This window comes from Nonomuraea sp. NPDC049784 (assembly GCF_040659615.1).
GTDB lineage: Bacteria > Actinomycetota > Actinomycetes > Streptosporangiales > Streptosporangiaceae > Nonomuraea.
The window spans coordinates 1-18,738 of record NZ_JBFAMX010000096.1 but is presented as its reverse complement, the minus strand read 5'-3'; the positions used below and the strand labels follow the sequence as shown (position 1 = coordinate 18,738).

Annotated in this window: 18 protein-coding genes; 15 read left to right on the top strand and 3 right to left on the bottom strand. The window is 68.6% G+C overall.

The features are described 5' to 3' along the window. Positions 1-71: 71 nt before the first annotated feature. The 5 genes from AB0J09_RS21305 to AB0J09_RS21285 all read left to right on the top strand — a co-directional run bounded on the left by AB0J09_RS21305 (position 72) and on the right by AB0J09_RS21285 (position 3,587). Positions 72-674 (top strand): TetR/AcrR family transcriptional regulator, encoded by a 603-nt coding sequence (locus AB0J09_RS21305; RefSeq protein ID WP_360693504.1) that lies wholly within the window; start codon positions 72-74, stop codon positions 672-674. Beyond that, complete coding sequence (locus AB0J09_RS21300) at positions 667-1,962, top strand: glycosyltransferase (protein WP_360693501.1); 1,296 nt, start codon at positions 667-669, stop codon at positions 1,960-1,962. The genes AB0J09_RS21305 and AB0J09_RS21300 overlap by 8 nt, the downstream gene beginning before the upstream one ends. Continuing rightward, positions 1,941-2,336: a class I SAM-dependent methyltransferase gene (locus AB0J09_RS21295; RefSeq protein WP_360693543.1), complete on the top strand. Its 396-nt coding sequence runs from the start codon at positions 1,941-1,943 to the stop codon at positions 2,334-2,336. Before AB0J09_RS21300 ends, AB0J09_RS21295 begins: the two co-directional genes overlap by 22 nt. Next, entirely contained in the window at positions 2,297-2,713 is a 417-nt protein-coding gene (locus AB0J09_RS21290) for a hypothetical protein (protein WP_360693498.1), read from the top strand. The genes AB0J09_RS21295 and AB0J09_RS21290 overlap by 40 nt, the downstream gene beginning before the upstream one ends. Positions 2,714-2,807: 94 nt before the next feature. Then, complete coding sequence (locus AB0J09_RS21285; RefSeq protein WP_360693496.1) at positions 2,808-3,587, top strand: GNAT family N-acetyltransferase; 780 nt, start codon at positions 2,808-2,810, stop codon at positions 3,585-3,587. A 461-nt stretch (positions 3,588-4,048) separates the two neighbouring features. On the opposite strand, the gene AB0J09_RS21280 is transcribed toward AB0J09_RS21285, so the two are convergent. Together AB0J09_RS21280 and AB0J09_RS21275 are read right to left on the bottom strand one after the other, a co-directional pair. After that, complete coding sequence (locus AB0J09_RS21280; RefSeq protein ID WP_360693493.1) at positions 4,049-4,729, bottom strand: response regulator transcription factor; 681 nt, start codon at positions 4,727-4,729, stop codon at positions 4,049-4,051. Further along, positions 4,726-5,943 (bottom strand): sensor histidine kinase, encoded by a 1,218-nt coding sequence (locus tag AB0J09_RS21275; protein WP_360693490.1) that lies wholly within the window; start codon positions 5,941-5,943, stop codon positions 4,726-4,728. The genes AB0J09_RS21280 and AB0J09_RS21275 overlap by 4 nt, the downstream gene beginning before the upstream one ends. A 399-nt stretch (positions 5,944-6,342) precedes the next feature. Here AB0J09_RS21275 and AB0J09_RS21270 point away from each other — a divergent pair, with 399 nt between their 5' ends. The 5 genes from AB0J09_RS21270 to AB0J09_RS21250 all read left to right on the top strand — a co-directional run bounded on the left by AB0J09_RS21270 (position 6,343) and on the right by AB0J09_RS21250 (position 12,469). Then, positions 6,343-7,374, top strand: a complete 1,032-nt coding sequence (locus AB0J09_RS21270) for a monooxygenase (RefSeq protein ID WP_360693487.1) — start codon at positions 6,343-6,345, stop codon at positions 7,372-7,374. After that, the gene (locus AB0J09_RS21265; RefSeq protein WP_360693485.1) at positions 7,371-8,324 is read left to right on the top strand and encodes a Rieske 2Fe-2S domain-containing protein; all 954 of its coding nucleotides are present in this window, start codon (positions 7,371-7,373) and stop codon (positions 8,322-8,324) included. The genes AB0J09_RS21270 and AB0J09_RS21265 overlap by 4 nt, the downstream gene beginning before the upstream one ends. A 37-nt stretch (positions 8,325-8,361) precedes the next feature. Then, positions 8,362-10,539 carry an MMPL family transporter gene (locus tag AB0J09_RS21260; RefSeq protein WP_360693482.1) on the top strand — a complete coding sequence of 726 codons (2,178 nt, stop codon included), beginning with the start codon at positions 8,362-8,364 and terminating at the stop codon, positions 10,537-10,539. A gap of 125 nt (positions 10,540-10,664) precedes the next feature. After that, positions 10,665-11,012 carry a hypothetical protein gene (locus tag AB0J09_RS21255; RefSeq protein ID WP_360693479.1) on the top strand — a complete coding sequence of 116 codons (348 nt, stop codon included), beginning with the start codon at positions 10,665-10,667 and terminating at the stop codon, positions 11,010-11,012. Next, positions 11,009-12,469, top strand: a complete 1,461-nt coding sequence (locus AB0J09_RS21250) for a multicopper oxidase domain-containing protein (protein ID WP_360693476.1) — start codon at positions 11,009-11,011, stop codon at positions 12,467-12,469. The genes AB0J09_RS21255 and AB0J09_RS21250 overlap by 4 nt, the downstream gene beginning before the upstream one ends. Before the next feature lie 199 nt (positions 12,470-12,668). Here the strand turns inward: AB0J09_RS21250 and AB0J09_RS21245 are convergent, their stop codons facing one another. Beyond that, a complete protein-coding gene (locus AB0J09_RS21245; protein ID WP_360693473.1) occupies positions 12,669-13,307 on the bottom strand; it encodes a site-specific integrase in 639 nt (212 codons plus the stop codon). 938 nt (positions 13,308-14,245) lie between these two features. Here AB0J09_RS21245 and AB0J09_RS21240 point away from each other — a divergent pair. The 5 genes from AB0J09_RS21240 to AB0J09_RS21220 form a co-directional block, all read left to right on the top strand. After that, on the top strand, positions 14,246-14,638 hold the full coding sequence (locus AB0J09_RS21240; protein WP_360693470.1) for a VOC family protein: 393 nt from the start codon (positions 14,246-14,248) through the stop codon (positions 14,636-14,638). A gap of 609 nt (positions 14,639-15,247) precedes the next feature. After that, positions 15,248-15,403 carry a hypothetical protein gene (locus AB0J09_RS21235; RefSeq protein ID WP_360693467.1) on the top strand — a complete coding sequence of 52 codons (156 nt, stop codon included), beginning with the start codon at positions 15,248-15,250 and terminating at the stop codon, positions 15,401-15,403. 91 nt (positions 15,404-15,494) lie between these two features. Further along, positions 15,495-16,673 (top strand): tyrosine-type recombinase/integrase, encoded by a 1,179-nt coding sequence (locus tag AB0J09_RS21230; protein WP_360693464.1) that lies wholly within the window; start codon positions 15,495-15,497, stop codon positions 16,671-16,673. Next, the gene (locus AB0J09_RS21225; protein WP_360693461.1) at positions 16,670-18,334 is read left to right on the top strand and encodes a hypothetical protein; all 1,665 of its coding nucleotides are present in this window, start codon (positions 16,670-16,672) and stop codon (positions 18,332-18,334) included. The genes AB0J09_RS21230 and AB0J09_RS21225 overlap by 4 nt, the downstream gene beginning before the upstream one ends. Next, the coding region (locus AB0J09_RS21220) for a site-specific integrase (RefSeq protein WP_360693458.1) at positions 18,264-18,738 on the top strand (475 nt) is incomplete at its 3' end. The genes AB0J09_RS21225 and AB0J09_RS21220, both read left to right, overlap by 71 nt.

The following is an 18,738-nucleotide window of genomic DNA, read 5'->3' as shown; positions in this document are numbered from 1 at the left end:
AGCGTCCGGCGCGATCGCGCGCCAGACGCTTTCATTTGACCTTTAAGTAAATTGAATATAGACATGACTCCATGGAAAGTGCGACCAGGCGCCACTACCGCATGGGCGCTCGCGCCGCGGCCGTGGAAGTCACGCGTACACGGATAATGAACGCCGCGGGCGCGCTGTGGGCGCGGCGGTGGTACAACGACGTCACGCTGCAGGACATCGCCGATGAGGCGGGCACATCCCTGCAGACGATCGTCAACCACTTCGGCGGCAAGGACGGGCTGGCCGACGCCGTCTTCGACCTGCTCGCCTCGCACACCACGATCTCCCGTCAGACTCCGGCCGGCGACGTGGCGGCCATCGTGGCCGTGCTCTTCGCCGACTACGAGAGCCACGGCGACGCCAACGTGCTCTGGACGGCGCAGATGGACCGCGTCCCCGTCTTCGCCCGCGCCGCCGCGCACGCGCGAGCCCAGCATCGGGCCTGGCTCGAGAAGGTCTTCGCCGACCGGCTCCCCTCCCCAGGCCCCTCCCGGGAGCGCGCGCTCGACCTGCACCACGCCGCCACGGACGTCTACCTGTGGAAGTTGTGGCGGCGCGACCTCGGGCTGTCGCGTGAGGACGCCGAGTGTGCGATGCGCGACCTGTTGACCTCGATCGATCCACGGAAGAGAGACGATGCGTAAGAACTTCCTGTTCGCCACCTGGTCCGGCGGCGGAGCCGTGCCGCCCGTCCTGTCGATCGCCCGCGCACTGCACGAGCGCGGCCACGGCGTTCGCGTGCTGGCCGACAGGTCGCTGCACGACGAGGTCACCGCCGTCGGGGTGGAGCCGATCGCCTGGACCACGGCGCCCCAGGGCGACGCCTCCGACCCGGCCGAGGACGTCATCAAGGACTTCGAGACCCGTACGCCGCTGGGCGCGTTAGCACGGCTGAGGGATCGCATCGTCTGCGGACCCTCGGCCGGCTACGCCCGCGACGTGCTGGCCGAAATACACGCCCGCCCGGCCGACGTGCTGGTCGCCGAGCACATGCTGCTCGGTGTGTTCACCGCCGGCGAGGCTGCGAAGATCCCCATGGCCTCACTGGTCACCACCGTGTATCTGTTCCCCACGCCGGGCGCGCCGCCACCCGGCCTCGGCCTCACCCCCGCCACGGGGCCTCTCGGGCGCCTGCGCGATCGGGTGCTGGCCCGGCAGATGCTCAAGCCGTGGGAGAAGGGGCTGCCGGCGCTCAACGCCGCCCGCGCCGAGAACGGCCTGCCGCCCGTGGACTCGGTGGTCGGCGCGTTCGACCGCGTCGACCGGCTGCTCGTCTTGTCCCCGCGCGCTCTCGACCGCCCGGGCAGGCGGTTCCCCGGCCACCTGAGGCATGTCGGGCCCCGGCTCGACGACCCCGCCTGGACCGCTGCGCCTCGGCTTCCCGAGGGCGACGCGCCGCTGGTGCTGGTCAGCCTGAGCTCGTCGTACATGAACCAGGGCGCGGTGCTCGGTCGCATCGCCGAGGCCCTCGGCACGCTGCCCGTACGCGGGCTGCTGACCACCGGCCCGGCCGTGGACCCCGCGACGGTGCGTGCGCCGGGCAACGTCCTGGTCACCGCGTCCGCGCCACACAACCTCGTGCTTCCCCACGCCTCGGTGACCATTACGCACGCAGGCCATGGGACGGTCGTCAAGTCCCTGGCCGCAGGGGTGCCCATGGTCTGCGTACCGCTCGGGCGCGACCAGGCGGAGGTGGCCTCGCACGTGCAGCGGAAAGGCGCCGGCGTCACCGTGAGCAAAAGCGCCTCCCCGCGCGCCATCGCCCGCGCGGTCGAGACGGTCCTGCACGATCCGTCCTACCGCCGCGAGGCGCAACGGCTGGCGAACCAGATCGCCGCCGAGACCGCCACCGACCGGGCGGTCGCCGAACTCGAGGCCCTTGCCGGCATTCCAGATACGGCCGAGCCGTCATCGCGGGCGTCGTCGGGCTGACAGCCCTCGCTCACACCCGGCTGAAGCCCGGCGAGCGGGTGCTGGACATCGGCTGCGGCTGCGGCGCCACCACGCTCCAGGCCGCGGCCTACGTCGCCCTGGGCGGTACGGTCACAGGGATCGACATCTCGGCGGCCATGCTGCGCGTGGCCGGTGACCGGCAGGCAGCCGCCGGCACCGGCAACGTGAGCTTCGTCCACGCCGACGTGCAGACTCACGCGGTGCCTGGGCCCTTCGATGCCGCGATCAGCCGGTTCGGCACCTGTTCTTCACCGACCCCGTCCAGGCGTTCAGCACGCTCGGGGCAGGACTGCGCCCCGGTGGCCGCCTGGTCATGGCGGCCTGGCAGCCGATGGCCGCCAACGAGTGGCTGATCGTCCCCGGCGCCGCGCTGCTGCGGTACGGCACACTCCCCGACGCCGGGCCCAATGCCGGGCTCGCCACCGGCCAGGAGCCGGGCATGTCCGCCCAGTCCGATGCCGCCGTCGTCGAGCAGGTCCTGGCCGAGGCGGGCTTCGTCGATGTGCACCTGGCCGATGTGCGGCTGCGGCTCACCTTCGGGGCCGACCTGGACGAGGCGGTCGACTACCTGTCGCGCTCCGGGCCGGGCCGGACCGTGCTGGCCACCGTCCCGGAGCATGATCGCGGCGCGGCACTCGCCGACGTGCGTACCGCGCTGGCCGGCCACGCCGACGCCGCCGGTGTCCACCTGGGCGCGGCCATCTGGCTCATCACCGCCACCCGAGCCTGAACTTCCGCTCGGTCCCTGACCGCAGCACGTCCAATCTCGAGGAGTGCCTGGTGGTTGACGTGCCGCCTTCGGACCTCGTGGGAGGGTGAGGTCCATGACGCACACGGGGAGACACTGGCCGAGCGGCAGCGTCGGCACTGGCAGGACACCTACACCACCCACCCGGACATGTACGGCCCACGACCCTCGGACGCTGGGGTGCATGCTGCAGACGTCTTCGCCGAGCAGGGCGCCGCCCAGGTGGCCGAACTCGGCGCCGGGCACGGCCGCGATACAGTTCCCGCTATATTCGCTGCGTCCTTGCCGCGACGACCACAGGAGACATTTCATGCCCGACCCCAGCCCACCGGCGCTTCGACCACGTGAGGTGGGCGGACTCGGCCTCTGGTTACGTGAGTGGACGGAGGAGGACCTGCCGGTCATGGTGGAGCTTTTCGACAATCCAGAGATGGATCGTTGGACCCCGCTCCGCTCCCCCTTCGACATGGCCGCCGCCACGGCGTACCTGGCCAAGGCCCACCAAACCAAGGCGGAGAGCCGCGGCATCCACCTGGCCATCACCGTCGAGGACGATCAGCCACGAGGAGAAGTCCTTCTCCGCCCCACGGGAAACCCGGGCGAAGGAGAGATCGCTTACGGAATCGGCCCCCAGTACCGGCGGCAGGGCCTGGCCAAGCGGGCTGTCGAGCTGATGACTCGCCATGGCTTCCAGGACTGGGGCATGACCCGGATCCTTCTGCGCATCGAGCCCGCGAACGAAGGCAGCCAGGCCGTTGCCGCCTCCGCGGGATTCCAGCTCACAGGGGACGCCCCAGTCGTCCGAGAGCGAAAAGAAGGCCCCTTCACGCTGCTCACCTGGGAACGCACCACTTGAACGGCGGTGCTGTTCCAGGTCCGCGAGACCGGAACGACCGGCGATGATCGCCGCCAGCTCGGTCGAGGCGCCATCATGCAGCCTCAACTGATGACCGCAACAAACGAAGGAGACATTCATGCCCGATGCCAGCCCGCCGGTGCGGCGATCACTGTTCCTGCACGCGCCCATCCGGCGCCGGCCGGCCGCAAGCTGAACGCGATCAGGGCCATCGAACTGCCGGCCAGGTTGTTCGCCGACGTGGCGCCGAAGGTGGAGCGGGCGCACCGTCGCCTTCGACGCCGAGACCATGACGGCCGCCTACGGCATGCTCCACGTCATCGTCGCGCTCACCCAGACCGGCCCGTAAGCACCAGGGGTGGCCCGCGCCCGGCACGGGCCACCCCCGAGATCGTTCGTCGCATTAGGGGGTTCCGAGGCGTTCGGCAACGACATGATCATCCGCACCCGGATGTCATGCCTCACATGCCAGGGCTGACCAGCCCTGTTTCGTAAGCGATGAAGACCAGTTGCGCACGGTCGCGCGCCTCCAGTTTCGCCATCGCACGGCTGACATGGGTGCGCGCGGTGGCCGGGCTGAGAAACAACTCGGCGCCGATCTCGTGATTGCTCAGGCCCTGCCCCACCAGGGCCAGGACCTCGCGCTCGCGCTCGGTCAGCACCGCGAGCCGGTCCGCCGAGACCCTGGCGACTGCTCGTCGAGCGGTGAGCTGGCCGATGAGGCGCCGGGTGATCCGCGGCGCGAGCAGCGCCTCGCCTTCGGCGATCACCCGGATGGCGTGCAGGAACTCGGCCGGTCCCGCGTCCTTGAGCAGGAAGCCGCTGGCACCGGCCTGCAAGGCGTCGAAGACGTACTCGTCGGTGTCGTAGGTGGTGAGGATGAGGACGCGCACCTGCTCCAACCCGCGCGTCCCGGTGATCTGGGCGGTGGCCTGGATCCCGTCCAGCTTCGGCATGCGGATGTCCATGAGGACGACGTCGGGGCGGGTGGCGCGAGCCTTGTCGACCGCTTCGGCGCCGTTGGTGGCCTCTCCCACCACCGTGATGCCGTCCTCGAGGTCGAGCAGGACCTTGAACCCGGATCGCACGAGCCCCTCGTCGTCGGCCAGCAGCACCTTGATCGGAGCGTCGGCCGGGTTCACAGGCGCACCCCGGTGAGCGCGAGGGGCAGTCGCGCCCTGACCTCGAACCCGCCGCCCGGAAGCGGCCCAGCGTCAAGCTCCCCGCCCAGCAGCTGACAGCGCTCGCGCATGCCGACAATCCCGCGACCGGGCCCGGAATCCGAGCTGCTCGCGGAGTCATGACCTGGGGCGGCACGGCTTCCCTCATCGGTCACGCGGATCTCCAAGGCCTCGATCCCGGGGTTCAGCGCGACCGTCACCCGAGTAGGACCGGCGTGGCGGACCACGTTGGTGATCGATTCTTGAACGATTCGGTAGGCGGCGCTCCCCACCGCGCTGGGCAACGGAGCGGCGGGCGAGGTCTCCTCAAGCTCGACCTCAAGCCCGGCCTCACGTGCCTTGGCGGCCAGTTCGTCGATCTGCCCCAGTCCGGGGTACGGCTCGCGCCCGTCGTCGCCGTTGTCGTCGCGGAGCACCCCGAGGATGGCTCGCATCTCCTGGAGCGCCCGGGAACTGGTCTGCTCGATGGCGCGCAGCGCCTCGCGCGCCACGTCCGGCCGCTTGTCGAGCACGTGCGCGGTGACGCCGGACTGGACGTTGATGATCGCTATGGCGTGCGCGACGGTGTCGTGGACCTCGCGCGCGATCCGGAGCCGTTCGGCGTCGACCCGTGCTCGCGCTTCCTCGTCGCGTGTCCGTTCGGCCAGTTCGGCGCGCTTCTGGGCTTCGGTGGCGATGACCTGCCGGGACCGGACGGACTCGCCGAGGGCCGCGCTCATGACTGACGCGCCGATCCGGAAGAACACCCACCCGATGGCGGCGCGTGGCTCGATGTCGGCGGCGGCGACCAGCCAGGCGATGGCGAGCACCGTGGTGCCCACGCCGGCGATGATCAGCGACCGGCGGCCGTCACCGTAGGCGGCGAGGCTGTACAGGGCGACGAAGAGTCCGAGCCAGCCGGGCCCGTCCGGAAAGTCGAGGCCGTAGTACACCAAGCTGGCGAGCGCGGTGGTGACGAACACCAGCACCGGCCATCTGCGGCGGACGGCGACGACCATGCCGCTCACGATCAGCAGGACGAATCCCAGATTTCCGAGGTCGGTGAGGGGGCGCTGCACCACCTCGCCGGCATTGCGGACGATTGTGCCCTGAACCGACATCACGGTGATGAAGAGCGCGAGCAACACATCCTGCGCCGACGTTGGCAGACGTAACGACATCACGCGGTGTTTCATGCCGCGATCCTATGGTTCTCGCGCGTCCAGGGCCCTCTGCTCAGCTGTGCGACCACCTACGACGACGGACGTAGCCGGGCGCGAGGCGTCTACGCAGAACTGCGTAGACGCTGCCGTCCGCCGTCGGAGGCCCGGGCGGCCCGACAACGTGACGATGGATCTACGCACGCTCCTTCACCTGGCGTCCGGCTGACGGACTGCCCTCATGGAGCGCTTTCACCAGCCTGGAAACACCGCCAGACGCGAAAGGTCATCATGACGAAACGGATGAGACACCGGCGAACGACTGCCCTGGCAGCGTGTTCGGTGGCCATGATGGTGGGACTCACCGCCTGCGGGGCGGACTCCGCGGATTCTGTGGCGGACGGGCCGCACACCGGCCATGGCGCCTCCTCGCCCGTGGCATCGCAGCCGCTGCGAACCGGCGAGCGGTTCGTCAACCTGACCATGCCGGAGTCCTATGCCCCGTCGGCCCCCAACGGCGGCACCGATGACTATCGGTGCCTGCTGATCGATCCACAGGTGGCCAAGCCGATGTTCCTGACCGGCGCCCTGTTCCAGCCCCAGAACGCGAAGATCGTGCACCACGCGGTCGTCCAGGTGATCGCGCCCGAGGCCGCGACACAGGCGCACGCCAAGGACGCCGAGACGCCGGGCCCGGGCTGGACCTGTTTCGGCGACACCGGGCTGGGCCGGGTAGCGGGGACCTATGCCAGCGCCTGGACCCCCAACGGCACGGAGTCCGTTCTCAAGCAGGATGTCGGCTTCCCTGTCAAGCCCGGCAGCCTGATCGTCGTGCAGGCCCATTACAACCTGCTGGCCACCGACGGCCGCACGGGTGAGACGGACCGGCCCAGCGTCCGGTTGCGGCTGACGGACGGCACAGCGGCCACCCAGCCGCTGCGCACTCTCCCCCTGCAGGCGCCGATCGAACTGCCCTGCGCCAGTGGGGAGTCCGGTGCGCTGTGCGACCGCGCCGCGTCGGTCGCGGATGTCAGCAAGCGCTTCGGCGACAGAGTCGGGGGTATCGCGCAGCAACTGCTGCAACTGTGCGGCAACGGCAAGCCGGCGCCCGGCAACACCCAGCGCTGCGACTATCCGATGCGGCAGCCCATGACGGTGTACGCGGCATTGGGACACATGCACATGCTCGGGCGCTCGATCAAGGTCGAACTCAATCCCGGCACCGCCGGGGCCCAGACCTTGCTCGACGTCCCCGTCTTCGACTTCGACAATCAGAAAACCCAGCCATTGCCCACTCCTGTCGACGTCAAGCCAGGAGACACGCTGCGGGTCACCTGTACCCACGACGCGACCCTGCGGCGGCAGGTCCCGGCGCTGAGCAAGCTCCCACCGCGATACGTGGTCTGGGGCGACGGCTCAAGCGATGAAATGTGCACCGGCTTCCTGATCACCTCAGCCACCACATGAGCATGATGCGCGGGGATTCCCCGAGGCAGCCACCGCGCTGGGCGCTGCTGCCGCTGCGCGCCTTTCTCGGTGGCACCCTGGTGTACGCCGGTCTTTCCAAGCTCTTCGACACGCACTACTTGGATGACACCGCGCCGCTCGGAGTCCGCGCCTTGATGCTGGACGCCGCCGAGATCTCCCCGATCGGCCCACTGGTATCGCTGGCAGCCGACTACTCGATCGTCACCGGCCTGACGATCGCTTTCGGGGAGATCGCGGTCGGGCTCGGTGTCCTCCTCGGACTGTTCACCCGGCTCGCCGCCCTCGGTGGTGTCCTCCTGTCGGTCTGCTTCTTCCTGACGGTGAGCTGGACGACCCGGCCGTTCTATTACGGGGCCGACATTGTTTTCGCTTTCTCATGGACTCCGCTGTTGATAGCGGGCGACTCCGAGGTGTTGTCATTGACCGCCTGGCTGCGTGTGAGGGTGCGTCACAAACTCGGTCTGCCGACGCGCAGCACGCCGGATGAGGCGATAGCCGTACAGGACGACATCAAGCGCCGCACCGCGCTACGGGGCGGTCTGATCGCGGCGGCGACTGCTGCTGCCGGCGTGGTCGCGGGGAGCGCGCTTGCACTCGCACGGCGCCCCGAGACCTCCCCGAAGGACTCGGCCAGCCCAGGGCCGGTGATCGCAGCCGCCGCCGACATCGCCGCCGGATCAGCGAAACGCTTCACCGCGCCGAACGGGGCACCCGCCTATCTCCTGCGCCCAACCCCGGACACGTTCCTGGCGTTCAACGCCACCTGCACCCATCAGGGTTGCCCCATCTCCTACGTCGGCCCCGGATTTCGTTGCCCTTGCCACGGCTCCACCTTCGATGCGAACGGACAGGTGACCGGAGGGCCGGCGCGCGCCCCGCTGATCGAAATCCCAGTAAAGGTCATCGACGGCCAGGTCACGATCACCTGAGCTGCCCCCATGAATGAAAACGACTTGAGGAGAAGGGTTGAGAACCGAGAATTCAAACCCTGATGGGGCGCTGGCGAGGCTGGCCCGGTTCTGTTTCCGGCGCCGCCGTCTGGTCCTGCTCACCTGGATCGTCGGCGTGATCGCCGTGGCGTTTGTCGGATTCGGGTACGGCGCAGCCCCCGACAATGACTTCACCGGCGGAAATTCCGAATCCGCCAAGGCGCAGGAGTTGATCGAGCGGCATTTCCCTGAGCAGCAAGGCGACACGCTGACCCTCGCGATCAAGGCGGAAAAGGGAATCGACGCTCCCGCCGCCCGGCAGAAAATCGAGAAGGTCCTCGCCGGGCTCGCCGACTCTCCTGTCACCGGACCGGTGACTTCGCCGTATGACGACAAGAACCTGGTGACAGCGGACCGTCGGATCGCCCGCACGACCATCCCGCTGAGAGACAAGGAGGTGGAGAAGGCCGAGGTCAAGCCCCTGGTGGACCTGGTCAAGGACGCCTCCGACTACACCGTCACGCTTGGTCTGGGTGGGTACATGGCGGAAAAGGGGGAGACGCCCCCGCAGGGTCCGGCCGAAAGCGTTGGCCTCCTGGCGGCAGCGGTGATCTTGTTCATCGCCTTCGGCTCGCTGGTGGCCATGGGCTTGCCGATCGTGACCGCCCTCCTGGCGATCGTGGCCGGCCTCGCGCTGGTGAAGCTGGTCGGGTACCTGGTTCCCGGGCCGGATTTCACCGTGGCCTTCGGCGCGATGATCGGGCTCGGCGTCGGCATCGACTACGCCCTGTTCATCGTGACCCGCTACAAGGACAGCCTGCAGGAAGGCGATGACCCCGAGCGGGCCACGGTCAAGGCCATCGCCACGGCCGGTCACGCGGTGCTGTTCGCCGGAGTCACCGTCGTGATCGCGTTGCTGGGCTTGTTCGTCATGGGACAGCGGTTGATGGCCGGGGTGGCCGTTGCCACGTCGGTGATCGTGCTGGTGACGATGATCGCCGCGCTGACCCTGCTACCCGCGTTCCTGGGCTTCACCGGCTACAAGATCAACTCGCTGCGCCTGCCCCGTCGCGCGCCCCGCGGAAAGCAGTCCGCCGGCGTTCCGTCCCAGCAGCACGCTACGCCCGCCGAGCGATGGTCCGGCATGGTGCAGCGCAGGCCGCTGATCGCCGCGACGCTGGCCGGTGCGGTTCTGCTGGTGCTGGCCGCTCCCACCCTGTCCATGCGGCTGAGCCAGCCTGACGCCAGCGTTCAGCCCCACGACCGGAGCAGCTACATCTCCTACGAGATCCTCTCCGAAGGCTTCGGCCCCGGCTACGGCGCACCGCTGATCTTCACCACTCCGGTCGACTCCACCGGCGCCGACCTGCGTCCCGTCGTCGAAGCGGTCCGCGGCACCGACGGCATCGCCTACGCCACACCACCCCGGGTCAGTAAGGACGGGCAGGCCGCCACCTTCATCGCCTTCCCGACGACCGGGTACCAGGATGAGGCGACCGCGAACCTGGTGCACAAGCTCCGCGACACCGTGCTGCCCAACGCGCCCGGCGGCCGGGATGTCCTCATCGGCGGCCCGAACGCCGCCACCATCGACTCGGCGGAGGAGTCCGGCTCACGCCTGCCGCTGATGATCGCGGTCGTCATCGCGATCTCCATGGTGCTGCTGATCGCGCTGGTCCGGTCGGTGACGATCGCGCTGCAGGCCGCGGTCATGAACCTGCTGTCCATCGGCGCCGCTTACGGCGTTATCGTCGCGGTCGTGCAGTGGGGCTGGCTCGGGCCCGCCCTCGGTTTTCCCGCCGCCATGCCGGTCACGACCTGGGTCCCGATGATGATGTTCCCGGTCCTGTTCGGCCTGTCGATGGACTACCAGGTCTTCCTGATCTCACGGATCCGGGAGGAATACGAGCGAACCGGCGACACCCGCACGGCCGTTGCCCGAGGGCTGGCGCGGACGGCCAAGGTCATCACGGCCGCAGCCGCCATCATGGTCGCCGTCTTCACCACCTCGCTGCTCGGTCCTGACATCGCGGTCAAACAGGGCGGCCTGGGCATGGCCGTCGCCGTGCTCATCGACGCCACCATCGTCCGGATGATCCTCGTCCCCGCAGTGATGGAACTGTGCGGCAAGGCCAACTGGTGGATGCCCGCACGCCGGGCACCGAAGCCGACCCCGGCCGCACCGGCCAGGATCGAGGAACAGGCCGGAGTCTGACGTCTCGCCGAACCGCGGTGCGGGAACCTGCGGCGGGTTCCCGCACTGGCCGAGGTGGCCCGCGAGTTCGGCATGAACACCGGCACCCTCGGCAATCACTGCCCCCTACCCGCAAAGGAAGAATCATGTTCTTGCGTATCGCAATCACCGCACAAACCGTCGCCCTGCTGCTGCAGGCGGTCACCGCCGGGCTGCTGCTGGCCTCGCCCAGTGGCCGGATGGCGCACAGCACCATGGCCATCGGTGTGATGGTCACCGTGCTGCTGCACCTGGTCGCCGCCCTGCTGGCTCGACGGTTGAGCGTCATTCTGCCTGCCGCCGGCATGGTGGTGATGACGCTGGCGCAGATGGCGCTGGGCATGGCCCACCTGAAGACCCTGCATGTGCCGCTCGGCGTGCTGATGTTCGGCGTGAGCATGGTGCAGCTGGCACGGACCTGGTCCGTCAGCCGCACCCAGACGGCGTCAGCATGACGATGACCAGACGGCAGGCGCTGCAGCTGCTCGGCATGGGCGCGACGCTGAGCATCTCGGGCTGCTCGCTGCTCGGCCGTACCCCGCTGCCCCAGCTCCTGGCCGGCAACGCGCCGCCGCCCAAGCCGTACACGGTGCCGCTCCCGTTGCCGGCGGTGGCCAAGCCGCACAAGACAGACACGACCACCGACTACTACGAGCTCGTCCAGCGAGCGGCGGAGGTGGAGATCCTGCCCGGCCTGCGCACCCCGATCTGGGGGTACGACGGGCAGTTCCCCGGACCCACCATCCGCGCGCGCAGCGGCCGCCGGACCGTCGTGCGCGTCACCAACAGCCTGGGCGTACCGACCGTCACCCACCTGCACGGCGGGCATACCCCGCCGGAGTCCGACGGCTACCCCACCGACCTGGTCCAGCCGGGCACCCACCGCGACTACGTCTTCCCGCTGGAGCAACGCGCGGCCACGCTCTGGTACCACGACCACCGCATGGATTACACCGGGCCGCAGGTCTGGCGCGGCCTTGCCGGGTTTTTCCTGGTCGGCGACGACGAGGAGGAGGCGCTGCCGCTTCCGTCGGGAGAGCGTGACGTGCCGCTGATGATCTGCGACCGGTCGTTCCACGCCGACGGCACCATGCCCTACCCGGTCCGGCACGACGGCCCCGGCGCCCGGGAGGCGTTCATGGGCGGCGTGCTGGGCGATGTCATCCTGGTCAACGGCGCGCCCTGGCCACAGTTTGGGGTGGACCGCGCCCGCTATCGGCTGCGGCTGCTCAATGGCTCCAACGCCCGCACCTACGAGCTGGCCCTGTCGCCCGGCGGCATGCTGGTGCGGATCGGCAGCGACGGCGGCCTGCTGGCCGTGCCGCAGCCGCTCAATCGGGTACGGCTGGCGCCGGGCGAGCGCGCGGACGTGATCGCCGACTTCGCCGCCTACCGCGTGGGCGACCAGGTCGAACTGCGCAACCTCGCCGCCGAGGGGGCTCAGGCCCGGGTGATGCGCTTCACCGTCGAGCGGGACGCCCGCGACGACTCGGCTATCCCGACGACGCTGTCTCGCATCGAACGTCTCGACCCGGTCAAGGCCGCGGTGACCCGTGACTTCGAGTTCAGCAGCGGCGACCTGCACGGCCACACCGGTTGGCTGATCAACGGCAAACCCTTCGACGCCCGTCGCGCCGATGCCCGGCCCAAGCTCGGCCAGGTCGAGATCTGGCGGCTGACCAGCGACGTCGCCCACCCCGTGCACCTGCACCTGACGCCCTTCCAGGTGCTGTCGGCCGGCGGCGAGCGTCCGAGCGGGCCGCCGGAGTGGAAGGACACCGTCGAACTGCGGGAGGCGCAGACCGTGGAGATCATCACCCGCTTCACCGGCTACCGGGGCCGCTACGTCCTGCACTGCCACAACCTCGAACACGAGGACATGGCCATGATGAGCACGTTCGAGGTGGTCTGATGCCCGACTTCCACGCCTTTCTGACGCGCCTGCCGTACGAGCTGGCCTTCGGTGAGGAGGACCCGGCCACGATCGTGGACCGCTACTACACCCCGACCTTGAATACCACAACAACGGGCATCACCCTCGACCGCCAGCGCCTGATCGACCACGCCGGCCCAGCTCGCAAGAACGCTGTCGTTGAGGCGCGGTGTGACGGTCACGGCGCGGCCGGCGATGTCCATGTCCTCGTGCCGCAGGCCAGGGCCTCGCCGATGCGAACGCCGCAGTCCAGCAAAATGCCGAAGACGAGGCGATCCCGCAGATGATCGCAGGCATCCAGGATGGCCTGGGCCTCGGCAGACGTCAGCACGTGGGGCCGCGGCCGCGAGGCTCTCAGCTTGATGGTCCGCCTTCGCTCAGCTATGTGCTTGGTGACGTGGTGCAGGAACGGCTTGTAGGAAGTCGCTGCCGATCCGCGTCGATGCCCTGCCGGGAGGTTAGTGACCAGGAGACCGGCCAGCTCGACGCTGTGCCGGGCGTGGAACTCGCAGAAGGAGGTCAGGGCGGCCAGCTTGCGGTTCACGCTCGCCGCCGAGCAGTGGTGATCAACCGTGGGCAGCACGGTGACCTTGCCATGGCGAGCCTCGGGCGGCAGCCGCAGCCAGGCCACGAACCCGGCCGCGTCCTCCAGCGTGGCGGTCTTCCAGTTGAGGTCGCGGCCGATCAGGTAGACGAACCAGTCCTTCAGATCGTGAGCGTAGGCCTTGACCGTGTTCGGCGACCTCTCGATCGAGGTCAGGCCAGGAACTGCTCGACCGGCTCGACCGGGACGTGTTCGTTCCCGAGCAGAGTCCATGACTCCGCCTCCGAGTCCGGCATGAGTACTCGTTGTACGCGCATCGAATCCCCCGCTTCCGTGCTGGACAGCGGAAGGTAATCGCATCCAGCACGATGATCGGGAAGGAGTTAGCGCAGGTCGTACATGTCAGAGACTTGAGGGCTCAAGATAACGAAGCCGAGCCGCGTCGCCCCGGATTGTTCGCCAGCAGCGCGAACTCCTCCTCATCCAGCGTCCAGCACTCGATCAGGTCCTCTAACTCCCATTCGCGCCGCATGTCCCACAACCTTTCTCCCGGACCTCCAACAAGGGTCAGGAGAAACATATTGTAACCGCTCGGCTACCGCCCGGTATGCCGCATCTGTGATGGCGACGCAACGTGCCAGAGACATAACATTTGGCTAATTTGCGGCCCGGCTCGCGAAGGAGTCAGTGGCCAAACCGCACGGCGGCAGTCACACGGCGTTACTTTGCGGCTGGTAACGCGGACCCGAGTGGGGCCCCTTGAAAGCCCAGAGTTCCCTCGAACCCAAGGGTTGACGCTGGACCGTCGGGGTGGTCTGGGAGGTTATGCACCCTTGGGTTCACAGGAACCCAAGGGTCCCTACGGCCAGCCGGTCCCAGGCAGTGCCCAGGGCACGGCGACGGCGGCCACCCCGGCCTCGCGAGCGGCTAGGGCGCCTGAGCTGGTGTACGGAGCCGACCCCCGTCGTGAGCAGGCGTTCTCGGTCAGAGCGACGCTTGGCACCGGACCGAGCCGTCCTCGACCGGGGCCGGCACGCGACTCCTCGACTTCACCACCGCTACAAAAACCTCAGTTCCTGTTTCTCAAGCTCTGAGCTGCGGTGACGGCTCTGGTGGTTCTGCGTGATGATGGGCGGCGGACCCGGCGCCTTGCCGCTGGAGTTCGGGCCTGACGGGGGCACGGGCCTATCTGGGACGCCTCACTAGGCATAATGTCGGCCATGGCTTCTCTTGTGCACCATGTGACCATCGACTGTGCGGACACCTACCGGCTCGGGACGTTCTGGGCGGAGGTACTGGATACCAAGCTCAGTAGTGATGATCATCCCGGTGACCCCGAGGCTCTGGTCGAGGCGGAGGGCATCGCGATCCTGTTCGTCGCCGTCCCCGAGGGCAAGACGGTTAAGAACCGGCTCCACTTCGACATCCAGCCCACGGACCGCACTCGCGACGAGGAAGTCGAGCGCCTACTCTCCCTCGGTGCCGCTCTGGTGGCCGACCGCCGCCGCCCCGACGGCTCCGGCTGGGTCACTCTTGCTGACATCGAGGGCAACGAGTTCTGCGTCGAGCGCAGCGCTGCCGAGCGTGCCGCCACCGCCTCCTGACCTTTCGTCGAGTGTTGGTACGCCAACCTTGCATCTGACGGTCATGCGGCCGGACTGGCGGCGGTCGGCCGGCTCACCCGCGAACAGGCCAACGTCATCAGTGCCGCCGTCGCACCCGCTCACACCGGGCAGGTCGTCGCGAAGCTTCCGGCGATGAGCGGCAACCGCCGGTGACGGCTCTGACTGTCCTGCGGGATGATGGGGTGTGTGACACGGCGGTGTTGTCCGAGCTGCGGCCGGGAATTGCCGGGGTGGTTACGGGCGGATGCCACGTTCTGCAGCACGGCATGCCGGGCTCGGCATTGGCGCTGGGTGCGGCGCAGTCGTGCGGTTGTGCCGCTTGCTGCTGGAGGGTTCTGCGGACCGGCGGGCGCGCTGTTGCGATCTTCTGTTCGGCGCGGTGTCGTACGCGGGCGTGGCGGCGCCGGAGAGCCGTTCGTGAGGGCGTCACGGTGACGGAGTCGCGAACGGCTGAGTGATCCGGTTTCGGGCGGATATGGCGCGGGGGAAACGGTCCTATAACCAGCCCATTGTCACGGGCTGCTATGGCGAGCGCACTCACGGTCAGTCGTTTCCGGGACAGCCGGGACGCTCGTGAAGGGAGCCGGGATGGATCATCCCGCCACGGCCCACAGCAAGATCGGCCGGGTCAGTGCCGAACGCTATGAGCAGCTCGTCAGCGAGACCCGCGAGCTGGTCGCCACCGTGTCCAAGGCGCAGTTCGCGATCGGCGACTTAACCGACCAGCTCAAACACTGCGTGTGACGTTTGTTGATCACCCTCTGTGAGGGATAGCGTCCGCCTTAACTGATCTCGGACGGGATGTTCGGGACGTCAGCAGCACGTCGGGGGACGCATGGCTGGTCGGCTGGTCATCGGGGATGTCCGGGTTCAGGAAGTAGTACGAGGCGACGGTCGGCGAACGTACACCATCGTCCTGCCGGGCGGAGAGGTGCACCGGGCGGCGGATGGGTTCCTGCGCACTCGCGAGGGCGGCACCGACCGGGCCTACGCCTACCTGCTGGTCGACCACCTGCGGTGGCTGGAGTTCGAAGGGCTCACTCCGGAGACGGTGACGCTGCGGGACCTGCAGCGGTACATGGGGGCTCTCGGCGCCGAGTACGCCGGCCCGTTCGGTCGGCCGTGGCGGACCGGCAAGCGCCCTTATGGTCAGAGCAGTCTGGAGACCACAGCGGCCGCTTTGAAGGGCTTCTACCTCTGCCAAGGCATGCGGGGCGTCAACCAGGAGCTGGCGGAGGAGTTCAAGCGCGACCGGCTGCCGACCAAGGCCGACCGGCGACGCGCCTTCCTCGGGCACACGCTGACGACGATGCCGGCCAACCCCCTCACGCCCGCCAAGACGGTTCGGCTGCGTCATCCGAAGCTCCTTCCCGAGGGAACCCGCCAACGCCTGATAGAGGCCCGGTCGGCAGCACGGGACCGGCTGGCCGTGACCTGGCTGGCCGATGGAGGCTTCCGGGTTGGCGAGCTCTGCGGGCTGCACCTGGTCGACCTGCACCTGCGCGAGGACGTTGCCTGCGGCGAGTGCCGGACGCCGCACGTGCACATCTGCCATCGCGAGAACAACCCCAATCGAGCCCGTGTCAAGACCAAGCGTCCTTGGAACATTCAAGACGGCGTCGTACGCGGCGGTACCGTGCGACGGGCCAGTCCCGCGATGGTGCACACCTACTTCGAGTACATGACCACCGAGTATCCGCGCGGCGTTGAGCACGGGATGCTGCTGGTTCAGTTGCACGGCTCGCACCGCGGGCAGCCATGGGCGACCGCGGGCGTCCGCAAGATGCTCCGGCTGGCCGGCATCAGCCTGGAGCTGGGGAGGGTCCGGCCGCACGCCTTCCGGCACGAGTTCGCCACCGACGTGCTCGACGCCTCCGGCGGCAACAGCCTGATTGCCCGCGACGCCGGGGGCTGGGCCTCGGCCACCATGGTCGAGCAGATCTACGGGCACGTCGACATCCACGATCCGGCCTTCGTGACGGCCTTGACCACGGTGTGGGGCGAGCAGGCATGATCCCGTTGACGCTGCTGCCCAGCGACGGCAGCAGCCGCGTCCGGCGCGACCGCCTTGAGCTGCTGACCGCCCTGCTCACCGCTCCGAACGTCGAACCGCTCTTCCGGGATGACGTCATCGTGCTCCCGCCGCAGCATCCGACCTTCGCCTGGCAGTGCATGGTCCAGGACTGCGAACGGACCCGGCGCCCGGGCGGCACTTTGTGCTTCACCCACATCGAACAGTGGGGACAGGCCAAAGAGACCGGGACGAGCATGGCGGAGTTCCGGCGAAGTGCGCAGCCGCTGCCACAAAGCTGGGGGCAAGATCCCGGGCTCTGCCTGATCTGCCCCGAGCGGCCGGCCCACGTGCGAACAACCCGGCTCTGCGTCACGCACGACCAGCGCTGGAGGAAAGCACGACGCGCAAGTGCGAGCGATTTCGCGGCCTGGGCGACCGGACAGCCGGCCTACACCGGGTTCGGCCGCTGCCGGGTTACGGTCTGCCCCCATCTGGCGGACTCGGCCAAGGGGCTGTGCCTGCCGCACAGGCAGCGCTGGCGCATGGAGGCTGAGTCGTATGAGGACGACGTCCAGCTCCGGCGGTGGTGCGCGGTCACCGAGCCGATCGTCCGCGTCGGCGTGATCAACCTGACCGGGCTTCCTGCCCTGGTCAAAGCCGAGATCCAGTGGGGCCTGTTCGCCCACACCCAGATCAAGGGAAGGTCCACCTGGGATCTGACCGGGGTTCAGCGGCTGGCCAATCACGCCCGCCAGCACCGGTTCACCTCGCTGCTGGAGCTGGACACCCACGGCGCTGACGGCCTGACCCGCAAAGACCTCGAATCCATGCTCCGCATGATCTGTTACGAGATCGTCTGCGGACTGCGCTGCGTCTACTACAGCCCGCAGGACACCAAGGAGGCCGGCTTCATCGAGACCGACCACTTCGGCCGCCGGTTCAACCGCACGCAGAGCCATTTCAACCTCACCAGCGTCTCCCAGCGCTGGCTGCGCGACCTGCTCTGGGACCATCTCGCCAACAGGCTGAGCTCAACGCGGTGTCCCCGCAGCCGAGGCCCGTTCGACAACATGCGCCGGGCCTGCGCCGAGCTCAGCGCCTTCCTGGAGATCGACGCGCCCGATGGCGGCCACGATCCCGCACAACTGCGCCAGGAACACGCGCAGCGTTTCGTGGCCGACCAACGTCACCGGGCCCGGCACGGACTGCCGTCGATCGCGCTGGCCCATCGGGACGGCCGACCCGGCACCGTCACCGAAAACACCCACCGCTTTGTGTTCAACGGTGTCCGCAAGCTGCTGTTCGACGCGCTGGAATCGGGCACCGCAGGCCAACTCGGCCTGGATCCGAGGTTCATCACCGCCATTCCACACGGGGGCGACGGCACCAAGCGCTCCCGCAGCCCGTTCTCCGACGAGGTCGCCCGGGCTCTGGCCGATGAGGCCAACCTCCAGCGGTTCAGCCAGGACTATGACCTCAACGGCCGTGGACTACGCGACGTCTGGGAAGCCATCGTCGTCACCGGACGCCGGTGCGGCGAGATCCTCGAGCTCCGATGGGACTGGCATCGGCCGCTATCGGGGCCTGCCGATGCTCTGGCACGACCAGACCAAGGTCGGGAACTACAACGAGGGAATCCGCATTCCCGAGGCCCTCTATGACCGGCTCGACCAGCGCCGCCGCAAGACGCTGACCCGCTTCGAGCACCGGCACGGGCGGCTGCCCACCGCGCAGGAACGGGCCATCATCGCCTTGTTCCCCAGCGACGTGCGCAACGTCAACGAGGACAAGTCCCTGTCCTACCCCTGCTTCTGGGCCAGCTTTCGTGCCTGGGTGGACAGCCTCGACCTCGGTGCCGCCGTCGCGCACCAGGCCCGGCACACCCTGGCCACCAACCTGCTGCGCGCCGGCGCGAGCCTGGCCCACATCCGGCGCTACCTCGGCCACGTCAGCGACCGCATGGCCGAGCACTACGTCAACCCTCAGGAATTGCATCAGACGGGCGAAGGTCCGCAGGTCGCGAGGTCGTCGCGGCGTTCGGCGGGGCTTCCGGAGGCGTTGGTCT